The organism is Hoeflea sp. CAU 1731, from assembly GCF_039888615.1.
Classification (GTDB): domain Bacteria; phylum Pseudomonadota; class Alphaproteobacteria; order Rhizobiales; family Rhizobiaceae; genus Flavimaribacter.
Map to the genome: position 1 here is coordinate 86,831 of NZ_JBDQQS010000011.1, position 18,710 is coordinate 105,540.

Consider the following 18,710-nt stretch of genomic DNA (forward strand, 5'->3'; position numbering starts at 1 on the left):
ACTAAAGGAGAGGCAAGAATATGAAGACGATTTTAGGACTGTCGGGAAGCCTGCGCCGTGCGTCCTTCAACGCCGGCCTGCTGCGCGCCGCCATTGACGTCGCGCCGGACGGCGTCACGATCAAGGCAGGATCAATCCACGGCGTTCCGCTCTATGACGCCGACGAGGAATCGGCGAACGGCCTGCCGGGAGCGGTCGAGACCCTGCAAGCCGAACTGAAGGCCGCCGACGGATTGCTGATGGTGACGCCTGAATACAATAATGGGGTGCCCGGCGTGTTCAAGAACGCGATCGACTGGATGTCGCGCGGTGACGGCCTCGGCTATTTCAAGGGCAAGCCGGTCGCGGTGATCGGTGCGTCGCCGGGAAGTTTCGGCACGATCCTCTCCCAGAGCCACTGGCTGCCGGTGCTCCGGACTCTGCGGACGAAACCCTGGCTGGAAGGTCGATTGATGGTCTCGCGCGCCAAAACCCTCTTCGACGATGACGGCAACCTGACCGACGAGGACACACGCAAGAAACTTCGGGATTTCGTGACAGGCTTTGCGGCGTCGCTAGACCAATAATCAAATCGAACCGAGGCTGTCGCGTATGCTTTCCAGGATTTCATTCGACAGTTCCGGATCATCGACGGCGCGTGCCAGCGCCAGGGCGCCGACTGCGGCCGAAAGCGTGTGTATCGCCTTTTTTCGATCATTTCTCTTCCAGCCAAAACGGCGCGTCATCATCGACAGCATGTTCTTGACATGGATCGTGAACGAAACCCGGACAGCCGGATCACGCGCGACCTCAGGCGCCAGCGCAGCCATTGCACAGCCTCGTCCGGGAGCATCGCGATGCGCCGCGTTGAGATACGCGTCGAGAAAGGCTGATTGCGCATTCTGCGAACGATCCATTTTTCGTTCGAGGGCGGCGCCTGACTGTTCGAAAGCGCGGCCGATCGCCTCCACCGCAAGTTCGTTTTTCGAGTCGAAATGCGCATAGAACGCGCCATGGGTCAGCCCGGCCGCCTTCATGATGTCCGCGACGCCGGCGCCTGCGAACCCACGCTCTCGGAACAGGCGCGCAGCTTCATCCAGAATTCTTTCATGTTTTTCGGCGGTCTCTCCGGCTGGGTAACGCATGATCGTCTTCCTTCCACGTGATGGAGACAAGGATTGACTTTAAATATGATGTTCGTCATGTATGATCAACTATGATGATAATCATATATGAATTCCGGTTGCGCAATATTTAAAGGGGTTTGGTCAATGGATATCATCAGAAACAATGAAAAGCGTCTCGACGGGCTCGAACAATTGCGCGCGCAGTTCGAGTCCGGTTCGATTGCTCCGATCGCGAAAACGATGGGCTTCGACATGATCAAACTTGAAAAGGGTAAGGTCGTGATGGAAGGAGCGCCAGGACGCAATGTCTACAATCCGATCGGAACGGTTCACGGCGGATATGCCGCGACGCTTCTCGACAGCGCCTGCGGCTGCGCCGTGCACACCATGCTTTCACCGGAGCAGGGCTATACGACACTGGAACTCAAGATCGCCTATCACCGGGCGCTGACGGATGCGAGCGGCGTGGTCAGGGCAGAGGGCAAGGTTTTAACGTTCGGGCGAAAGGCAGCATTTGCTGAAGCGAAACTCACAGACGCATCAGGCCGGCTCTGCGCGTCGGCTACGTCGACGCTGCTTGTGTTCGATCTCAACCAGGCTAAACCGCGCGCGGGCGCGGGATGATTGGCGCAGCCCTCAATATTCCAGTTTCGGATCGCGGCCGCGCCGACAAAGTGATAGTCGGTTGTCACCGCGCCGCTTTGCGGCTACGCGTTCGAATTGCCGCCGCAGTTCGATCTCGTCGGCCAGCAGGCGTTGCGGGCCTCGCGATAGGCCTGGCTCTCGTATGGAAAACGGCTCTTGTTGCGGGACGCAAGCACCTTTGCAGGGGTGAGAGGCGTAGGGCTGTTCATGGAGAATTCCTTCGACAAGTCAGACCGGCGGAACGGCTTGACTATAATGTTGATATCAACATAAATGGAGCATGTCGAAATCGGATTTTGAAAAATACGCAACCACGCGTCATATACGCGATCATTGTCTTTGTTTGAAAACCCAGAGGGTTGCGCGCGTGCTCGCGCGTCATTTCGACGAGGCGTTCCGGCCTCTCGGTCTGACCAACGGCCAGTTTTCGCTGCTGAACGCCATCAACCAGCCGGAGCCGCCAACCATGGGCTCCGTCGCATCGCTGTTGGCAATGGATCGAACGACGCTGACGGCCGCGCTCAAGGCGCTGGAGCGGCGCGGTCTCGTGGCGGTAGGCCGGGATCCGGACGACAGGCGCAGCCGCAGGCTGCGACTGACAGAGGAGGGCAGTGGACTGCTCGACAAGGCGGCGCCCATCTGGCGCGGCGCCCATGAAGAGGTGGACGCCCTGATCGCACAGACGGACGGAGAAGGGCTTCTGGCTGCGATCGACCGCATTACCGAAGCGCTACAGGACTAAGCTGCAAGATCGCGAGGCGCCTTCCTCAAGATCGCAAGTAATATGACAAAATCGTAAGGTATTTGCGCTTGCGCCTGTTGTTTCACGGTGCAATAGCTGCGGCATGAACGCCGCCAGCAGCGATCCGGCGCAGCCGTCGCACTTCTCCCCGCAATCGCCATTGATGCTTGCCCTTGGCGGCATGATGGCGATGGCGGTCGCCATGGGCGTTGGCCGCTTCGTCTATACGCCACTGTTGCCGGACCTCATGGAAGGGCTGGGGCTGTCATTTTCACAGGCAGGCGCCATCGCTTCGGCGAATTATGTCGGTTATCTGGTCGGCGCAATTCTCGCCGGTTATGGCTGGGCGTCCACGCGCGAACGCATGGTCTTCATCCTGGCGCTGGCGTCGACGACGCTGCTTCTGGCGCTCATGCCGCAATTCACCTCACTTGCGGCGCTGAGCATTGTTCGTTTCCTCGCCGGCGTCGCCAGCGCCTTTGCGATGGTGTTCGGATCGACGATCCTTTTCAGCCATCTCGAGGTCGCGAGACGCAACGAACTCCAGGCGCTGCATTTCGGGGGGGTTGGCATCGGGCTTGCCATGTCGGCCATACTGCTGATCATCCTCAGCGGTGTGGAACACGAATGGCGCGCCGGCTGGTACGTGTCCGCCGTCATAGCCGGGTTGGGTTCTGTTATCGCGGTCAGCCTTCTCCACACGGCGCCGGCAACGTCTGCGAGCGCGCCTGCGCGCGAACCACCGCTACGCTGGAATCCGGCCTTCACCATGATCACCGTCGCATACGGCATGTTCGGGATCGGCTATGTCGTGACGGCGACGTTTCTGGTTGCGATTGTCCGCGGCGGTCCTGAACACGCGTGGCTCGAAGGCCCGGTATGGCTTGTCACCGGACTGGCCGCCATGCCGTCGGTGTTCCTGTGGGCGCCCTTCAGACGGAATATGGGGCTCGTCACCACATTTGTCGCGGGATGCCTCGTCGAGGCTGTGGGAGTCGCCGCGAGCGTGGTAGTTCCGCCGCCATATGGCCCCTTAATCGGCGGAGCGCTGCTCGGCGCGACATTCGTCGCCATAACCGCCTACGGGCTGCAGATCGGCCGCATCTTTGCGCCGGAAGCGCCGCGCCGGGCGTTCGCCGTCATGACCGCCGCTTTTGGTCTTGGCCAAATCATCGGACCGCTGATCGCGGGATATCTCGCCGATATCACGGGAAGTTTCGTGCATGGCAGTCTGGCGGCGGCGTTTGCACTTGTCGTCTCTGCAGTTTTCGCGATGCTGACCAGGGCGTACAGGACCGGAACATGACCATAACGCCTGGCTACCGAACAGCGCAGGGTTCAACCAATCGCCGCCCCGGCCGGGGCGGTCGCCATTAACCGAGAGAACAAGCCGTGTTCAAATCTTTCTTTCCGAGACCCAAGCTGTACTTCGCGTCATTCGCGGTATGGTCGTTGTTGTGTGTTTGCGCATGGTTTTTCATATTCCGCGACTTGGGTGACAGCCTTAGCCTAGGCCCCCTGTTCGGAATGGGGTTCCAGGAACTTCCCACTGAACCCAACGCCGAGATATCCGAAGCATTGAAGAGCGCGCAGATCTATGCGGAAAATTTCTATTTCTATCAGTACTTTATAATAACAATTCTGTTGTTTTGCGGGTTCTGGTTCTGGTATTCACCGCACAAGTGGCAACGCTGGTCCGTTGCTGGCTCGGCGGTGATTATTTTCGTCAACTGGTTCCTCGTTCAGCTCGACGTGATGATCAACGAGTGGTTCGGCGATTTCTATAATTTGATCCAGAAGGCATTGGGCGCGCCCAACTCCGTGACCGGAGAGGAATATTACTGGACAATCTTCACATTCCTGCAGATCGCAATGGTCTACGTTTTCGTAGCGACCATCTTCCGTTTTTTCGTAAGCCACTACGTGTTTCGATGGCGCAACGCCATGAACGACTACTACATGCGACATTGGCCAAAACTGCGTCATATCGAGGGCGCCTCCCAGCGTGTGCAGGAAGACACACAACGATTTGCGTCGATCACCGAGGGATTGGGATTGAGTTTTGTCGACTCACTGATGACCCTGATTGCATTCCTTCCACTCTTGTGGGGACTTTCAGCCCAGGTAACGGAGTTGCCGATAATCGGCGAAGTCGGCCAAGGTCTGGTCTTCGTCGTGATCATCTGGTCGGTTTTCGGCACTGCATTGGTGGCAGTAGCTGGAATCAAACTTCCCGGCTTGCAATTCAATATTCAGTTGACGGAAGCGGCGTACCGAAAGGAACTGGTGTTTGGGGAAGACCACGAGGATCGGGCGCAGCCGTTGACGGTCAGAGAACTGTTCGACAATGTCAGACACAGCTATTTCAGGCTCTATTTCCACTACGTATATTTTAATTTGGTCAGGATATTCTATCTGCAATTCGGCAATCTGATCCCGTACATTGCATTGGGGCCAACAATCATTTCCGGGGCCATTACGCTCGGCGTCATGCAGCAGATCATCCGCGCATTCGGTCGGGTAGAAAGCTCCTTTCAATTCCTGATCAATTCCTGGTCGACGATCGTCGAACTCATGTCCGTTCACAAACGGCTCATGGCGTTTGAGTCGGTCATTGGACCGGACGATCTGGCGCCGGACGAGTTTGCTCCGGGGCAGCCTGCTCAATAGGACGTGCAAAGGGGCGTGGTTTGACTACGCCCCGCCATCCTCCGCGCTTTCCTGCAGCATGCGCATCGCCGTGCTGTAGGTGACGCAGGCGACGTCCGGCAGGGCGCAGGTTTCCGTGGCCAAACGCTCCATCGCGCGCCAATAGGCGCCGCCGTTCATTTCCACGAAGTGGAAGCCGATCTGCAGCGGGCGACGCTCGCCATTATACTGTTCGTCGAAGGCGCGACGGAAAGCTGCGTAGCTGCGCGCCTCGAACTGTTCGGTGTTTTTGGCGTTCTCGAAGCCTCCGGAATGGCGCACGAAGAGATTGTAATCCATCGCGATGATGCGCCTGTTTCCCGGGCCTTCGGGAATAAGCGGCAGATCGAAGGTCGTGACCGCGCCGTTTCTGCCGGGCATGACCGGGCCGCGCGACACGCCGCTGGCGTCATAGGCGAAGCCGTTTGCGTTGAGCGCGGAATAGAGACCGCCATTGGTGGAAAGGTAGGGGGCCCGGAAGCCTTTTATCTCCTCGCTCGCGAATTCGCGCCAGCCTTCCGGCTCGCTTTCGCCGTCGCCATTGCGCGCCCAGGCGTCCCGAAGCGCCTGCGAGAAGGCCGCGAACTCCTGGTTCCAGTCGCGTTCGCTCCAGTCCTTGCCATCGAAATGACCGCACCCGTGGCTGGCGATTTCATGACCCTCTTTGCGCGCCTTCCAGATATGGCCAAGGCGTAGACGCACGTCTTCATGCGAAGACGCAAAGCCGACATTCGACTTTCCCGCGCGCTGGCGCGGCGGATGGTAGGACCTGCCGTCATCGCGGGTCATGAGAAAAGTGCAGGAGAGGAAGTAGGTAAAATGCGCGCCGGATTTCTTCGCGATCGCCCGGCTCTTGTCCCACAGCGCGTTGTCATGCGCGCCGTCGAAGGAAATGATGACAAGTTGCTTCGGATCGTCGCCGGAGTGTGGGGTTGCCTGGAGTGGAACGGATGCGGCGAGGAGGCCGCCGAGAACAATACCAGGTACGCGCATCATAGAAGTGTAAAATCCGTCTCGTGAAAGGGAGCGCCACGCGATCAGCGTGATTCGGGCGGTTCACACATTCACTAAAACTTTCAGCGGCAAAGTTAAAATCACATTGGTTTTAATACGGGCGGACCGTGATATTGACGCGTTCCTCACATCTGCGAACCTAACGGGCGGAGGCGCAGCGCACGCACTTTTCGGCCATCGGATCAATGGCGAGGCGCCCGTCGACGATCTCCGCATCGCACTCCACGCAATAGCCGTAATCGCCGTCTTTCAGCCGGCGTTCCGCCATCTCGATCCGCAACAGGTCGCGCTGTCTGTGACGTTCCTGGGCCTGCGCCATCGCCTGCTGCTGCATGGAGTCCATACGTGACAGGCGACCGACCGCCTGCTGGTCGAGCGTGACGGTCGCGCGCGCGCCTTCAGAGAGCTCCGATATCTCTTCCAGTTCAGCCTTTCGTGCGGCAAGGCGCTGTCTTGCAATGTCGATGTCAATCGCCATCTTTAAATGCTATGTCGTTCGCGAACTTCGGGCAAGTTGCGAACGATCGCCAGCCGGCCGTTCAGCTATGTGCAAGACGCCGGCAAGCAGAGGGGAAGACCATGTTCTGGCTCATCATAGGGCTTATACTGTTTCTGGGCGCGCATTCCGTACGGATTTTCGCCCCCGACTTTCGTCAGCGTTTTATCGAAAGCCGCGGCGACAACGCCTGGAAAGGCCTCTACACGCTCATATCCCTTGTCGGGTTGATTCTCATTATCTGGGGTTTCTCGATCGCGCGATACGGACCGATCGTCTACGATCCGCCGCTTTGGATGCGCTACATCACCGAACTGTTGATGCTGTTCGCTTTCATTTCGCTTGCTGTTTCCTCCGTCCCGGCTGGAAAGCTGAAACCGGCGCTGAAGCACCCGATGCTGCTTTCGGTGAAGATCTGGGCGTTGGCGCATCTTTTGGCCAATGGCGACCTTGCGTCGTTGCTGCTCTTTGGATCCTTCCTTATCTGGGCCGTGGCGGACCGGATTTCGGAAAAGCGTCGGTTGAAGGCCGGGATCACGCAGCCGACAGAACCGGGCCCGGTGCGCAATGACGTCATCGCCGTCATCGTCGGTGTGGTCGTCTACGGTCTGTTTATTTGGAAACTGCATTACTGGTTGATTGGCGTTCCGGTCCACGCCTGAGACAACGACGCCGACATAGTGTGGTCGATTTTGAAGTTCCTCACGTTGTTGCAGCACCCTCTTGAAGGAACTTCAGACTCGGGACACTGGTGGAGTAAATTTGACATTTGAGTCCCGCAAGACGCGAACTCGTTTTCAAATTCAAATTTAGAACTCCACCAGAAATATAATACAGCTAGTGGTTCTGTAGATTCCGACATTTGCTGCAGAACGATTCACATCCGGATCCAAATGTCGGAATCGGACCACTAGCCGCGCAATTTGCGTTTGCCCCCCTTACATCAGCGGTAAAATCGGATAAAAGGCGCGGCTAACCCGATCGCTCGGCTTGAGCGGATCGCACAGATTTGAGGGCCGGCGCGCCGGTATTGCAGATGTCAGACGACAGTTTTTTCCGCGAAGTCGATGAAGAGCTCCGTTCCGACCGGATGAAGAGCATCTGGCAGCGGTTTGGCAAATATCTGATTGGACTTGCGATTTTGATCGTGCTGGCGACCGCCGGTTTTCGCGGCTACGAATACTGGAGCAAAAGCGAGGCTTCGAAATCCGGAGATCGCTTTCTGGAAGCAATCACACTGTCGGACCAGGGCGAACTGGACGAAGCCCTCGGCGTACTTCGCGAACTGGAGGTCGACGGTTACGGATCCTATGACGTGCTTGCCCGGATGCGCGCGGCGACCGTTCTGGCCGACAAGGAAGATTATCTGGGCGCGATCGCCGAATTCGTGGACGTCGGACGCGACAATGACGTTCCGAAAGCCATTCGCGACGTGTCCCGCGTAAGGGCGGCCTATCTGCTTGTCGACCACGGTTCTTATGAAGACGTGTCGGCGCAGGTCGAGGTGTTGAGCGGGGCCGACAACCCCATGCGGCACTCCGCGCGCGAGGCGCTCGGGCTTTCAGCATGGAAGAACGGCAATTTTTCCCAGGCCGTCGAATGGTTTTCCCTGATCGTCGGCGACACGGATGCGCCGTCAAATGTCCGGCAACGCGCCGAAGTCATGCTCGACGTCATGGCCGCGGCCGGGCATGATACAAAGCAGACCTGACGCAATACGTTTCAGACATTCCTGTGCTGAGTCCCTGATGGACCCCTGGATGGACCTATGAGCTTTACCGTTGCCATTGTGGGGCGACCCAATGTCGGCAAGTCGACGCTTTTCAACCGGCTTGTTGGACGCAAGCTGGCGCTTGTCGATGATACGCCCGGCGTAACCCGCGACCGGCGGCCAGGCGAGGCGCACATCGCCGGCCTCAAGTTTCATGTCATAGACACGGCCGGTCTGGAGGAATCCGGGCCGGACACCCTTGAAGGCCGAATGCGGTCGCAGACGGAGGCGGCGATTGCGGAAGCCGATCTGGCGCTGTTCCTGGTTGATGCGAAGGCTGGCCTGACGCCCGCGGACGAGACGCTCGCAGGAATTCTGAGACGCCACGGCAAGCCGGTTGTGCTCGTCGCCAACAAGGCGGAAGCGCGCGGCGCGGAGGCGGGCCTCTATGACGCATGGCGCCTCGGACTTGGCGAACCCTGTCCGATCTCAGCCGAGCATGGCGAGGGCATGTTGGATCTGCACGACGCCATCGTTGCGACGATCGGCGAAGAAGCGGCTTTTGCCAACGAGGAAGCCGAGGCTAAAACGGATGTCGATGTAGCGGATGCGGCGGACGGTGAGGAAGAGCCGACCTACGACGAGAGCAAGCCCTTGCGCGTTGCGATCGTCGGGCGTCCGAACGCCGGCAAGAGCACGCTGATTAACCGGTTTGTCGGCGAAGATCGCCTGCTTACCGGGCCGGAAGCCGGCATTACGCGCGATTCCATCTCGGTTGAATGGAACTGGCGGGGCCGCCGAATAAAGATGTTCGACACGGCCGGCCTGCGCCGCAAGGCGCGTGTTCAGGAAAAGCTCGAGAAACTGTCGGTGGCCGACGCGCTGCGGGCCATCCGCTTTGCGGAAGTCGTGGTGGTCGTTCTGGACGCCGCCATTCCCTACGAAAAGCAGGATTTGCAGATCGCCGACCTCGTGATCCGCGAGGGCAGGGCGCCGGTGATCGCCTTCAACAAGTGGGACATGGTCGAAGACCGGCAGGAAACCCTGACCGAACTGCACGAAGAAACCGAGCGCCTGCTGCCGCAGGCGCGCGGCATCCGCGCGGTCCCGATTTCCGGCCAGACCGGAGAGGGCCTGGACAAGCTGATGAAAGCCGTCACCGATGTGCACCGCCTTTGGAACACGCGAGTATCGACGGCCAGGCTCAATCGCTGGCTTGAGACGATGCAGGTCCAGCACCCGCCACCTGCGGTGTCAGGCCGGCGCATTCGCCTCAAATACATGACGCAGATTAAGGCGCGGCCGCCAGGATTCATAATTTCGTGTTCGCGCCCGGAAGCCCTGCCGACATCCTATACGCGCTATCTGGTGAATGGTCTGCGGCAGGACTTCAAGCTGCCGGGCATTCCCATTCGCATATCCTATCGCAAGGGCGACAATCCCTTTGCGCCGAAAAAGAAGCGGCGCTGATCTCATCTGAGCGCCAGGGCTTTCTTTTGGTAATAAAAAGTTATCGACCCGAACAGTTTTTAGTGAATCTCGCCCGATTAACGCTCCATAAAGGTTAATAGACCATCCTCCACTGGGATTTGGGTCGTATTGCGTACTGTGGAGACGGGTTTGCGTAACAAAATCGCTGCAATCGGACAGCTTGCCGCCTTTGGCAGCGGCTGGTTCGTATCTCTTTCGTTCGGCGCGCTGGCGGTGATCTTCTCGACATCTCAACTGGCGCATTCGGAAATCGCGCCGTTGGATGGCCAGCATGCCGGCAAGGTCCGCTGGCAAAGCTATCTGAGCGCGCGTCCGGTGGATGCTTCCGCCGAGTTGCAGGAAGTGTTTCCTGCTCCCGATCCGGTGACGACGGGTTCCATCAACTCCGACAGCCAACCGGAAAAGACATCCCGTCACGTGGGCGCCACCAAATACGGAACTCCGGATGCGCTGCCCGACGAACAACGCGTCAATCGCAAGCAGAAAATGCGCCGCGTCATATCAACAACGCCGATATCGCCGCCGAAAAGCTTTACGGCCGGATCGGTTTACGAGCGCACCAGCTTTCTCGACACGCCTTCGACCGGTCAGAATCCGCACATGGCCTTCGTCAAGCCGGACATCATGGGCCGGGAGGTGGAGATCGCCATGGCCTTCCACCATCCGGTCGAAGATGACGCGAAAGCCAAAATGCCGGTCATGCTGGCCGAACTCGTCAACAACGACAAATACGACGTGCTCGCGACCGCTTATGCGCCAAACGAGCCTGATTATGTCCGCAATTCCCCCTTCGCATCGATCCTCAACACCGAAGAGGAGCATGGACGGTTTCTGCCGCCTATCCTGAAACACGACCACGGCTGGGCCGGGACTGCGCTTCCGGAGACTGTGTTCTCCGAGAGCGAGCAGCAGTGCCTGGCGTCCGGCATCTACTTCGAAGCCCGCGGCGAACCGGTGAAGGGGCAGGCAGCCGTCGCCCAGGTGATTCTCAATCGCGTGCGCAATCCGGCCTACCCGAACACCGCCTGCGGCGTCGTCTACCAGAACAAGCGCTGGCGCAACCGCTGCCAGTTCTCCTTCGCCTGTGACGGCATTCGCGACAGGGTTCGCTCGAAAACCCATTGGGAGATGGCTCAGGATGTGGCGATGGCCGTGACTGCCGGCAAGATCTGGCTGGAAGAGGTCGGCTCCGCGACGCATTATCACGCCGTCTATGTACGGCCGAAATGGGCGCGGACGATGAAGAAGGTCGGCCGGATCGGGCTGCACGTTTTCTACCGCACCTATGGCGGCGGCTGGAGCTAGGCTTCCGGCGAATCTCTTCAAAAAACGACCTCCCGGTGAGCAGCTTTGGCGCCCTGCGATGCGCCAAAGTGCTGCAGCGCGGCGCGATTCTTCCGAACTTCCGCAGGGAAGAATTCCGAATGTCTTGTAAATATATGATATTTATGTGAATTTTAGTTCGCGGGATGGTCGCTGACCCGCCTTGACTTGGCGGGGGCGTAAAACTATGTTGCGCCCGACTTCGAGACGGCCCCGTTCGAAGTTGCCTGGCGCCTTCTGGAGTGCGACACAGATGAACACATCGTCGCAAGACAGCGGATCGAACGATCCCGGCGCGGGCAGCGAAGAGCGGAAATTGCCGACCAACGATCTCGAGGGACGCCGTGAACGGCTGGAAGCGGAACTTGCTTCACGCCGGGTTGCCGAGAAGAAGGAAGCGGAGAAGAACGGGGCATCGCCATACGCGCGAGCGTTTCAACTCTCCACGGAATTCGTCGCAGCCATCTTCGTCGGCGCCTTTCTGGGGTACTGGTTGGACAGGTTTGCCGGAACGACGCCCTGGGGCATGATCATTCTGCTTCTTCTGGGGTTCGTGGCTGGGGTATTGAATGTCATGCGTTCGGCGGGTGTGATTGAAGAAAATCGCGTCCTTCGGTCAAATGACGGGGACAAACACGACGCCGGCGCGAATTCCGGCGACTGAGAAAGAGGCATCCGGTGGCAAACGATCCGATCCACCAGTTCCAGATCAATACGCTGATTCCGATCGAGGTCGGCGGACTTGATTTTTCCTTCACCAATTCGTCGCTGTTCATGGTCGCGACCGTCGCCTGCGCTTCCGCATTCCTGTTCTTCACCACATCGAACCGGGGTATGGTGCCGGGCCGGCTGCAATCCGTCTCCGAGATGGCCTATGAGTTCGTTGCCTCCATGTTGAGAGACGGGGCGGGGACGGCCGGGATGCGCTTTTTCCCAATGGTCTTCTCACTGTTCATGTTCGTGCTAGTGGCCAACCTCATTGGCATGTTCCCCTACTTCTTCACCGTAACCAGCCACATCATCGTCACCTTCGCGCTCGCGATGCTGGTGATCGGCACCGTGGTCGTCTACGGCTTCATGAAACACGGGCTGCATTTCCTGAACCTGTTCGTTCCGAGCGGCGTTCCGGGCGTGTTGATGCCCCTGGTCGTTGCGATCGAGATCATCTCGTTTCTCTCGCGCCCGATCAGCCTTTCGGTTCGTCTGTTCGCCAACATGCTGGCGGGCCACATCACCCTCAAGGTTTTCGCCGGCTTCGTCACGTCGCTCGGCGCGTTTGGAGCGATCGGCATTGGCGGCGCAATCCTGCCGCTCCTGATGACAGTCGCCCTGACCGGCCTCGAATTTCTGGTCGCCTTTCTGCAGGCCTATGTCTTTGCGGTGCTGACTTGCATGTACCTCAACGACGCCCTGCACCCGGGTCACTAGGAGAAAACACGGCGCGCAGTCGCCAGGATCAACCGCAAATTTCCCATTCGAAGGAGTTCACAATGGAAGCGGAAGCAGCAAAATACATCGGCGCAGGCATCGCATGTCTCGGCATGGGCGGCGCAGGCATCGGCCTCGGAACCATCTTCGGCAACTATCTCGCCGGAGCCCTGCGTAACCCGTCGGCCGCCGACGGCCAGTTCGGCCGCCTGATCTTCGGCTTCGCCGTGACGGAAGCCCTGGGCATCTTCTCGCTGCTCGTCGCACTTCTGCTCCTGTTCGCAGTCTGATTAATCAGGTTGCTGGACCGCACTGCGGTCCGAGGCGTCGCTCGCGCGGCGCCGGGCTTAATCAGCCGTAGCGCCTGATCCGCACGCGCGGATTGGCGCTTACGGGTTTTTTGGAGGCAGATATGCTGGTCTCAACAGCGTATGCAGCGACGGAAACAGCGGAGCATGCCGGCGAACACGCCGGTGGTGGGAGCTTCCCGCCTTTTGATCCGGGCTATTTCGCATCACAACTTCTGTGGCTGATCATTACGTTTGGCCTTTTCTACCTGTTCCTGTCGCGCGTCGTCCTGCCGCGTATCGGCAGTATTCTGGAAACGCGGCGCGACCGGATCGCCCAGGACCTCAACGAGGCCAATCGCCTCAAGGAAGAGGGCGACCTCGCCATCGCCACCTATGAAAAGGAACTGGCGGATGCGCGGTCGCGCGCCCACGGCATTGCCCAGAAAGCGCGTGACACGGCCAAGGCCGACGCCGACGCTGAACGGGCGAAGGTCGAGGCCGAACTTTCCGAAAAGATCGGCAAGGCGGAAGCCGAGATCGCCAATGTAAAAAAGCAGGCGATGTCGAATGTCGACTCGATTGCCTCAGACACGACCTCGGCCATTGTCGAGCAACTGATTGGCGATCAGGTTTCGAAAGAAAGCCTAGACTCGGCCATCAAGTCGGCGTCGGGCAAGGGAGACTGACATGGACGCAACGTTCTGGGCCTTAGTGGCCCTCATCATCTTTCTTGCTCTCATTGTCTACCTGAAGGTTCCGGGAATGCTCTCCTCGTCGCTTGACGAGCGGGCGGCAAAAATCCGCAACGAACTGGATGAGGCGCGTCGCCTGCGCGAGGAGGCCCAGCAGTTGCTGGCCGAATATCAGCGCAAGCGCAAGGACGCTGAGAAAGAAGCGAGCGAACTGATTTCCGCTGCCGAGCACGAAGCCGCCGGCCTGGTGCAGGAAGCCCGTCAGAAGACCGAGGAATACGTCGCGCGCCGTACTGCCATGGCTGAGCAGAAGATTTCTCTGGCTGAAACGGAGGCGGTCAACGAAGTGCGCCGCCGCGCCGTCGATATAGCCGTCGCCGCCGCCGAAAAGCTGATCGTCGAAAAGGCTGACGCCAAGACACAGAATCAGCTTTTCAAGGATTCGGTCGCTGACGTGAAAAGCCGGCTGAACTGAGTTCTGCAAAGCATTACGCGTTTTGAAAGCCGGGGTTCACGCTCCGGCTTTTATTTTTTTGGGTGCTCATGCTGCTTTGTACGGAGGCGTCGTGAGCCTATTCAATCAGCATCCACCCGGATCGGGCGGAAACTCATCCGGTGGAGGACGCAGGGACCGTGGTCGGAGAGCGCTGCGAGATGGGCTCTGGTTCCGTAGCCGACATGATTCTCGAAGCTGTAATTTGGATATATCAATGCGGAATGCCGCATCATCCGGTCGCGTGTGACCTTTGCGACGATCGAGGCCGCTGCAATCGACAAGGAACGCGCGTCGCCGCGGACAACGGCGCTGGCCGCGCAACATAGCCCTTGTGGAACATCGCGGCCGTCAATCAGCGCATGATCCGGTTGTCGTATGAGTCCGTCCAGGGCCCGCCGCATCGCGTCCAGGCTTGCAAGCAGGATATTGGTCCGGTCAATGCCGGATGGACCGGTGCTGGCGATAGCAACGTCCGCTGTGGTCAGAATCCGCGTAAACAGGGAGTGGCGAACACCCTCCGACAGTTTCTTTGAGTCGTTGAGTCCTTCGGGAATATTGGCCGGATCAAGGATGACGGCGGCCGCCACGACCGGTCCGGCCAGGGGCCCGCGTCCGGCTTCGTCGACGCCGGCGATCAGCTGATCGGGACTGCCATTGGTTTTCTCCAGCATATAGTCGGGAACCGAGGGCCGATCCTCGAACAGTCGCTTCTGGCGCTTTGCGGACGCCTGTTTGCAGTCTTTTGACTTTGGTTTGCTGGGAGAATCGGAAGGTCTGCGCGACATGGTGCGGCACAATCGCACGACCCTCCGATTCCCCGCAAGTCCCTCCTGTCACCGGATGGCGTGGCGCGTCGACGACGGGGTGTCGCAGCGCTGGACGCTCCGATGACCCGGCCCGGTGCATGCGGCTCGTACGCACCGGACCCGGCAGCGGCGCCGGAGGGAAAGCCGTCGGGATTGCCAGGGGACAGGCAAAGGCGACGGAAGCGGCTTTTACAAAAGCGACAATTGAACTCCCGAGCCGTTGGGAGGCGTGAAAAGGTCGGTGCGAAGCGCGCGCGCCTTCTTTTCAAAGCCAAGCCTCTTGGTTGTCAAATCGAAGCGGCGCATCAACTGCCAGGCATACGGGCCTGCGCCTTTCATCCTGGTGTTGAACTCTGCGTCGTAATCCTTGCCGCCTCGCATCGAGCGCACCAGCGACATGACATGTCGATAACGATCGGGATAGTGGCGAAGCAGCCAGTCCCTGAAGAGCGGGCTTACCTCATGCGGCAGGCGCAACAGGATGTAGCTGGCGGTGACAGCGCCGGCGGCCTTTATCGAGTCAAGAATGCGCTCCATCTCGTGATCGTTCAGCCCTGGAATGACCGGCGCAAGCATGGCGCCGACCGGCACCGCCGCTTCGGACAGCGCGCGTATGGTCTCAAGCCTTTTGACGGGCGTTGCTGCGCGGGGCTCCATCGCCCGGGCGAGCTTCCGGTCAAGAGTCGTCACGGAAATGGCGACCTTGACAAGATTTTTCTCGGCCATCTGCCCCAAAAGGTCGATATCGCGCATGACCAGCGCCGACTTGGTGACGATGGTGACAGGATGATTGGCGGCGTTCATGACTTCCAGTATCTGCCGCATGATCCGCCAGGTCTTTTCGACCGGCTGATAAGGGTCTGTATTCGTGCCGATCGCGATCGGCTTCGGTGTATATCCCGGCCTGGAAAGCTCGCGTTCGAGCAGTCTCGGCGCATCGGGCTTGGCGAACAGCTTCGTTTCGAAATCAAGGCCCGCCGATAGTCCCATGAAGGAATGGGTGGGTCGGGCGAAACAATAGACGCAGCCATGCTCGCAGCCCCGATAGGGATTGATCGAACGGTCGAAGGAAATGTCCGGCGATTCATTGCGGGTGATGATCTTGCGCGGTTTCTCGATCTGCACTTCGGTTTTCGCGGGAGGCAGCTCTTCCAGCGTCGACCAGCCATCGTCGAACACATGACGGGATTCGGTTTCGAACCGGCCGGCCGGATTGAGGCCCGCGCCGCGTCCGCGGCGTCTGTCGATCTCCACGCGCATTCCGGAGCGCGCCACCATGGCGTCGGCCAGTTCGGCCCTGTTGCCGTGATCAAGAGCAGTCTGTCTCAGGTGCGCCAGTTCGCTCATTTTACCAGATCTTCCCGTTTCGAATTGTGAAAATATTCCTATCACGAAGAAAAGAACATAACAAGAACAAATATGGAGTTTGTCTCTTATCAAACAAGTGGTAAACGGCGAAAGGTCGCCGATCGTTCCGCGTCTGACTGTTCCCGGATCGCCCGGCCTAGTAATATGTCAACGGTTACATGCGGTTGCCGAAGGCAGGGAGGCGGTTGTGATGCAGAGCTTATCCAACAGGGTGTTGATCGAACGCGATGGACCGGTCACGACAGTGACGATCAATCGCCCGGAACGACGCAATGCGGTCGACGCCGAGACAGCCGTGCAGCTTGCCGGGGCGTTCGAATCGTTCGAGGCGGACGAACAGAGTTCGGTCGCGATCCTGACAGGCGCGGGGAATACGTTTTGCGCCGGTTACGATCTGCAATCGGTTTCGGACGGCGCGCTGGCCTATGACCCCGATGCCGGCGGGCCGATGGGGCCGACGCGCATGCTGCTGTCGAAGCCTGTCATCGCCGCCGTCGAAGGACACGCCGTGGCCGGCGGCCTGGAACTGGCGCTATGGTGCGATCTTCGAATTGCATCGGAGACGTCGATATTCGGCGTCTTCTGTCGCCGCTGGGGCGTGCCTCTCATCGACGGCGGCAATATCCGCCTGCCACGCCTGATCGGGCACGGCAGGGCCATGGACATGATTCTCACTGGACGTCCGGTGAACGCGGACGAGGCCCTGCAATTCGGCCTTGCCAATCAGGTGGTGGAAGCGGGTGAGGCGCTGGCGGCGGCAAAGGGCCTGGCCATGCGCATTGCAAGCTTTCCCCAAACCTGCATGAGGACCGACAGGATGACGGCGCATCGACAGTGGGGAATGCCGCTTGAAGAAGCGCTTCATATGGAGGCGGTCGAAGGCGTAAAGCCGTTGGCCGAAGAGGCGGTGAAAGGCGCCGCGCGCTTTACAAAAGGCGCCGGACGCTCGGGTAACTTTGACGACTGATATTCAGGAGCCGCGTTTCAGGTGCTCGTCGAGCCGCGGCATGATCTCGATGAAATTGCAGGGCATATGGCGATAGTCGAGCTGCTGTTTCAGAATGCCGTCCCAGGCGTCCTTGCAGGCGCCGGGCGATCCTGGAAGGACGAATACGTAAGTGGCGTCAATCACGCCGCCCGTCGCGCGGGACTGGATCGTGGACGTGCCGATCTTGTCATAGCTTATCCGGTGAAAGACTTCCGAAAAGCCGTCCATCTGCTTGTCGAACAGCGGGGTGATCGCTTCCGGTGTCACGTCGCGCCCGGTAAAGCCGGTGCCGCCGGTGGTGATGATGACGTCCACCTGCGGATCCTGCGCCCAGGCTTTGACGAGGCTTGCTATTCTGTCGCGGTCATCCGTTACGATGTCCCGCGCGGCAATCCGGTGTCCGGCGGCCTCGATTCGCGCGACCAGCGTATCGCCTGACCGGTCGTCGTCCATCGTCCGTGTGTCGGAAACTGTCAACACGGCTATGTTGACCGGAATGAATGGGCGGTTCTCATCGATCCTCATCACTGCATGGCCTTTCCGGTTGCGTCCTGTGAGCCGATACACCGTCCGGCGGCGACATACCAGCGCGGGAAGCGCCGTTGAAGCTCGGATGCAGCCGATTGCGCGTCTTCGAGCGGAGGATAGAGGCCGAAACAGGTCGCGCCGGATCCGGACATCCGAGCCAGCGCGGCGCCGGTGTCCTGCAAGGCTCGATTGATTGTATCGATTTCAGGGGCGATTGTGCGCGCTGGAATCTCCAGATCGTTTCTCAGGCCTTTGAGAAATTTGATCAGTTGTTGGAAGCCGCTGATCGACGGGATCTCCGATATTACGGGATTTGTTTTGGAGGCGAGGCGAGAGAATATTTCCGGGGTCGAAACGCCGCTCAAGGGATTCACCAGCACGATCGGAATCGGCGCGACGGATGGAAGCAATGCGATCCTTTCCCCGATCCCGCGCGCAACCAGAGGCTGGCCGGCAAGACACATCGGAACGTCCGCGCCAAGCTTCAGGGCGACGGCGGCAAGGTCTGCGTTTTCAGGAATTCGCCAGAGCGCGCGCAACGCCCTGAGGCAGGCTGCGGCGTCGGCCGATCCGCCGCCTATTCCGGACGCGACGGGAAGGTTCTTTTCCAGATGAATCGAAACCGGACGCGTTATCTCGGGAAAGGCGTCGCGTAGACTGTCGCGCGCGCGAACAACGATATTGTCATGCGCGGCGTCCAGTTCCGGCGCGAAACGGCCGGATAGGGAGAAACGGTCTTCGGGCGCCGCCTCGACAAAAACACGGTCGCCGATATCAGCGAACATGACGATTGTTTCCAGAAGGTGATAGCCGTCCTCGCGCTGTCCGGTGACATGCAGACAAAGATTGATCTTCGCTGGAGCGAATTCTTCTATTCGGGCCATGAATTGATCATGCC

Annotated in this window: 23 protein-coding genes; 15 read left to right on the plus strand and 8 right to left on the minus strand. The window is 59.3% G+C overall.

Annotated features, from left to right (window positions below; all coding sequences use genetic code 11):
* Nucleotides 1-20: 20 nt before the first annotated feature.
* Nucleotides 21-566 carry an NADPH-dependent FMN reductase gene (locus AAFN47_RS18080; RefSeq protein ID WP_499810648.1) on the plus strand — a complete coding sequence of 182 codons (546 nt, stop codon included), beginning with the start codon at nucleotides 21-23 and terminating at the stop codon, nucleotides 564-566.
* On the opposite strand, the gene AAFN47_RS18085 is transcribed toward AAFN47_RS18080, so the two are convergent.
* On the minus strand, nucleotides 567-1,124 hold the full coding sequence (locus AAFN47_RS18085) for a TetR/AcrR family transcriptional regulator (protein ID WP_499810649.1): 558 nt from the start codon (nucleotides 1,122-1,124) through the stop codon (nucleotides 567-569). It abuts the gene before it with no gap.
* Between the two features lie 126 nt (nucleotides 1,125-1,250).
* Between AAFN47_RS18085 and AAFN47_RS18090 the strand changes: the two genes are divergently transcribed.
* The gene (locus AAFN47_RS18090) at nucleotides 1,251-1,730 is read left to right on the plus strand and encodes a PaaI family thioesterase (protein WP_499810650.1); all 480 of its coding nucleotides are present in this window, start codon (nucleotides 1,251-1,253) and stop codon (nucleotides 1,728-1,730) included.
* Between the two features lie 83 nt (nucleotides 1,731-1,813).
* Here AAFN47_RS18090 and AAFN47_RS18095 read toward each other — a convergent pair whose 3' ends face one another.
* Nucleotides 1,814-1,960, minus strand: a complete 147-nt coding sequence (locus tag AAFN47_RS18095) for a hypothetical protein (RefSeq protein ID WP_499810651.1) — start codon at nucleotides 1,958-1,960, stop codon at nucleotides 1,814-1,816.
* A 71-nt stretch (nucleotides 1,961-2,031) separates the two neighbouring features.
* On the opposite strand from AAFN47_RS18095, the gene AAFN47_RS18100 reads away from it, so the two are divergent.
* From AAFN47_RS18100 to sbmA, 3 genes are all read left to right on the plus strand, one after another.
* Nucleotides 2,032-2,493, plus strand: coding sequence for a MarR family winged helix-turn-helix transcriptional regulator (locus AAFN47_RS18100; protein ID WP_499810652.1), 462 nt, complete (start codon nucleotides 2,032-2,034; stop codon nucleotides 2,491-2,493).
* Nucleotides 2,494-2,596: 103 nt separating this feature from the next.
* On the plus strand, nucleotides 2,597-3,799 hold the full coding sequence (locus AAFN47_RS18105) for a YbfB/YjiJ family MFS transporter (protein ID WP_499810653.1): 1,203 nt from the start codon (nucleotides 2,597-2,599) through the stop codon (nucleotides 3,797-3,799).
* 86 nt (nucleotides 3,800-3,885) lie between these two features.
* Nucleotides 3,886-5,163 carry a peptide antibiotic transporter SbmA gene (sbmA, locus tag AAFN47_RS18110; protein ID WP_499810654.1) on the plus strand — a complete coding sequence of 426 codons (1,278 nt, stop codon included), beginning with the start codon at nucleotides 3,886-3,888 and terminating at the stop codon, nucleotides 5,161-5,163.
* 24 nt (nucleotides 5,164-5,187) lie between these two features.
* Here sbmA and AAFN47_RS18115 read toward each other — a convergent pair whose 3' ends face one another.
* Nucleotides 5,188-6,177 carry a polysaccharide deacetylase family protein gene (locus AAFN47_RS18115; RefSeq protein ID WP_499810655.1) on the minus strand — a complete coding sequence of 330 codons (990 nt, stop codon included), beginning with the start codon at nucleotides 6,175-6,177 and terminating at the stop codon, nucleotides 5,188-5,190.
* A gap of 157 nt (nucleotides 6,178-6,334) precedes the next feature.
* A complete protein-coding gene (locus AAFN47_RS18120) occupies nucleotides 6,335-6,673 on the minus strand; it encodes a TraR/DksA family transcriptional regulator (RefSeq protein WP_499810656.1) in 339 nt (112 codons plus the stop codon).
* A 101-nt stretch (nucleotides 6,674-6,774) separates the two neighbouring features.
* On the opposite strand from AAFN47_RS18120, the gene AAFN47_RS18125 reads away from it, so the two are divergent.
* From AAFN47_RS18125 to AAFN47_RS18165, 9 genes are all read left to right on the plus strand, one after another.
* Nucleotides 6,775-7,353 (plus strand): NnrU family protein, encoded by a 579-nt coding sequence (locus AAFN47_RS18125; protein ID WP_499810657.1) that lies wholly within the window; start codon nucleotides 6,775-6,777, stop codon nucleotides 7,351-7,353.
* 374 nt (nucleotides 7,354-7,727) lie between these two features.
* Complete coding sequence (locus AAFN47_RS18130; protein WP_499810658.1) at nucleotides 7,728-8,402, plus strand: tetratricopeptide repeat protein; 675 nt, start codon at nucleotides 7,728-7,730, stop codon at nucleotides 8,400-8,402.
* 57 nt (nucleotides 8,403-8,459) lie between these two features.
* Nucleotides 8,460-9,872 carry a ribosome biogenesis GTPase Der gene (gene der, locus AAFN47_RS18135; RefSeq protein WP_499810659.1) on the plus strand — a complete coding sequence of 471 codons (1,413 nt, stop codon included), beginning with the start codon at nucleotides 8,460-8,462 and terminating at the stop codon, nucleotides 9,870-9,872.
* Between the two features lie 150 nt (nucleotides 9,873-10,022).
* Nucleotides 10,023-11,198 carry a cell wall hydrolase gene (locus AAFN47_RS18140; protein WP_499810660.1) on the plus strand — a complete coding sequence of 392 codons (1,176 nt, stop codon included), beginning with the start codon at nucleotides 10,023-10,025 and terminating at the stop codon, nucleotides 11,196-11,198.
* A gap of 271 nt (nucleotides 11,199-11,469) precedes the next feature.
* The gene (locus tag AAFN47_RS18145; protein WP_499810661.1) at nucleotides 11,470-11,880 is read left to right on the plus strand and encodes an AtpZ/AtpI family protein; all 411 of its coding nucleotides are present in this window, start codon (nucleotides 11,470-11,472) and stop codon (nucleotides 11,878-11,880) included.
* Between the two features lie 14 nt (nucleotides 11,881-11,894).
* On the plus strand, nucleotides 11,895-12,644 hold the full coding sequence (locus AAFN47_RS18150; protein WP_499810662.1) for a F0F1 ATP synthase subunit A: 750 nt from the start codon (nucleotides 11,895-11,897) through the stop codon (nucleotides 12,642-12,644).
* A 62-nt stretch (nucleotides 12,645-12,706) separates the two neighbouring features.
* Entirely contained in the window at nucleotides 12,707-12,934 is a 228-nt protein-coding gene (locus AAFN47_RS18155) for a F0F1 ATP synthase subunit C (RefSeq protein WP_035521724.1), read from the plus strand.
* 122 nt (nucleotides 12,935-13,056) lie between these two features.
* Entirely contained in the window at nucleotides 13,057-13,620 is a 564-nt protein-coding gene (locus tag AAFN47_RS18160) for a F0F1 ATP synthase subunit B (protein WP_499810663.1), read from the plus strand.
* Between the two features lies 1 nt (nucleotide 13,621).
* Nucleotides 13,622-14,101 (plus strand): F0F1 ATP synthase subunit B, encoded by a 480-nt coding sequence (locus AAFN47_RS18165; RefSeq protein ID WP_499810664.1) that lies wholly within the window; start codon nucleotides 13,622-13,624, stop codon nucleotides 14,099-14,101.
* A 101-nt stretch (nucleotides 14,102-14,202) separates the two neighbouring features.
* Here AAFN47_RS18165 and rnhB read toward each other — a convergent pair whose 3' ends face one another.
* Nucleotides 14,203-14,793, minus strand: coding sequence for a ribonuclease HII (gene rnhB, locus AAFN47_RS18170; protein WP_499810764.1), 591 nt, complete (start codon nucleotides 14,791-14,793; stop codon nucleotides 14,203-14,205).
* 324 nt (nucleotides 14,794-15,117) lie between these two features.
* Complete coding sequence (locus tag AAFN47_RS18175) at nucleotides 15,118-16,275, minus strand: PA0069 family radical SAM protein (RefSeq protein ID WP_499810665.1); 1,158 nt, start codon at nucleotides 16,273-16,275, stop codon at nucleotides 15,118-15,120.
* A 211-nt stretch (nucleotides 16,276-16,486) separates the two neighbouring features.
* On the opposite strand from AAFN47_RS18175, the gene AAFN47_RS18180 reads away from it, so the two are divergent.
* Nucleotides 16,487-17,263 (plus strand): crotonase/enoyl-CoA hydratase family protein, encoded by a 777-nt coding sequence (locus AAFN47_RS18180; protein WP_499810666.1) that lies wholly within the window; start codon nucleotides 16,487-16,489, stop codon nucleotides 17,261-17,263.
* 3 nt (nucleotides 17,264-17,266) lie between these two features.
* On the opposite strand, the gene moaB is transcribed toward AAFN47_RS18180, so the two are convergent.
* Nucleotides 17,267-17,812: a molybdenum cofactor biosynthesis protein B gene (moaB, locus tag AAFN47_RS18185; RefSeq protein WP_499810667.1), complete on the minus strand. Its 546-nt coding sequence runs from the start codon at nucleotides 17,810-17,812 to the stop codon at nucleotides 17,267-17,269.
* The gene (locus AAFN47_RS18190) at nucleotides 17,809-18,696 is read right to left on the minus strand and encodes a 4-(cytidine 5'-diphospho)-2-C-methyl-D-erythritol kinase (RefSeq protein ID WP_499810668.1); all 888 of its coding nucleotides are present in this window, start codon (nucleotides 18,694-18,696) and stop codon (nucleotides 17,809-17,811) included. The genes moaB and AAFN47_RS18190 overlap by 4 nt, the downstream gene beginning before the upstream one ends.
* Nucleotides 18,697-18,710 lie beyond the last annotated feature (14 nt).

What these genes read in the sequence shown, in the direction of transcription:
- AAFN47_RS18080 (WP_499810648.1), top strand. Translation starts at nt 21, where the DNA reads ATGAAGACGATTTTAGGACTGTCGGGAAGCCTGCGCCGTGCGTCCTTC.
- AAFN47_RS18085 (WP_499810649.1), bottom strand. Translation starts at nt 1,124, where the DNA reads ATGCGTTACCCAGCCGGAGAGACCGCCGAAAAACATGAAAGAATTCTG.
- AAFN47_RS18090 (WP_499810650.1), top strand. Translation starts at nt 1,251, where the DNA reads ATGGATATCATCAGAAACAATGAAAAGCGTCTCGACGGGCTCGAACAA.
- AAFN47_RS18095 (WP_499810651.1), bottom strand. Translation starts at nt 1,960, where the DNA reads ATGAACAGCCCTACGCCTCTCACCCCTGCAAAGGTGCTTGCGTCCCGC.
- AAFN47_RS18100 (WP_499810652.1), top strand. Translation starts at nt 2,032, where the DNA reads ATGTCGAAATCGGATTTTGAAAAATACGCAACCACGCGTCATATACGC.
- AAFN47_RS18105 (WP_499810653.1), top strand. Translation starts at nt 2,597, where the DNA reads ATGAACGCCGCCAGCAGCGATCCGGCGCAGCCGTCGCACTTCTCCCCG.
- AAFN47_RS18115 (WP_499810655.1), bottom strand. Translation starts at nt 6,177, where the DNA reads ATGATGCGCGTACCTGGTATTGTTCTCGGCGGCCTCCTCGCCGCATCC.
- AAFN47_RS18120 (WP_499810656.1), bottom strand. Translation starts at nt 6,673, where the DNA reads ATGGCGATTGACATCGACATTGCAAGACAGCGCCTTGCCGCACGAAAG.
- AAFN47_RS18125 (WP_499810657.1), top strand. Translation starts at nt 6,775, where the DNA reads ATGTTCTGGCTCATCATAGGGCTTATACTGTTTCTGGGCGCGCATTCC.
- AAFN47_RS18130 (WP_499810658.1), top strand. Translation starts at nt 7,728, where the DNA reads ATGTCAGACGACAGTTTTTTCCGCGAAGTCGATGAAGAGCTCCGTTCC.
- der (WP_499810659.1), top strand. Translation starts at nt 8,460, where the DNA reads ATGAGCTTTACCGTTGCCATTGTGGGGCGACCCAATGTCGGCAAGTCG.
- AAFN47_RS18145 (WP_499810661.1), top strand. Translation starts at nt 11,470, where the DNA reads ATGAACACATCGTCGCAAGACAGCGGATCGAACGATCCCGGCGCGGGC.
- AAFN47_RS18155 (WP_035521724.1), top strand. Translation starts at nt 12,707, where the DNA reads ATGGAAGCGGAAGCAGCAAAATACATCGGCGCAGGCATCGCATGTCTC.
- AAFN47_RS18160 (WP_499810663.1), top strand. Translation starts at nt 13,057, where the DNA reads ATGCTGGTCTCAACAGCGTATGCAGCGACGGAAACAGCGGAGCATGCC.
- AAFN47_RS18165 (WP_499810664.1), top strand. Translation starts at nt 13,622, where the DNA reads ATGGACGCAACGTTCTGGGCCTTAGTGGCCCTCATCATCTTTCTTGCT.
- rnhB (WP_499810764.1), bottom strand. Translation starts at nt 14,793, where the DNA reads ATGCTGGAGAAAACCAATGGCAGTCCCGATCAGCTGATCGCCGGCGTC.
- AAFN47_RS18175 (WP_499810665.1), bottom strand. Translation starts at nt 16,275, where the DNA reads ATGAGCGAACTGGCGCACCTGAGACAGACTGCTCTTGATCACGGCAAC.
- AAFN47_RS18180 (WP_499810666.1), top strand. Translation starts at nt 16,487, where the DNA reads ATGCAGAGCTTATCCAACAGGGTGTTGATCGAACGCGATGGACCGGTC.
- AAFN47_RS18190 (WP_499810668.1), bottom strand. Translation starts at nt 18,696, where the DNA reads ATGGCCCGAATAGAAGAATTCGCTCCAGCGAAGATCAATCTTTGTCTG.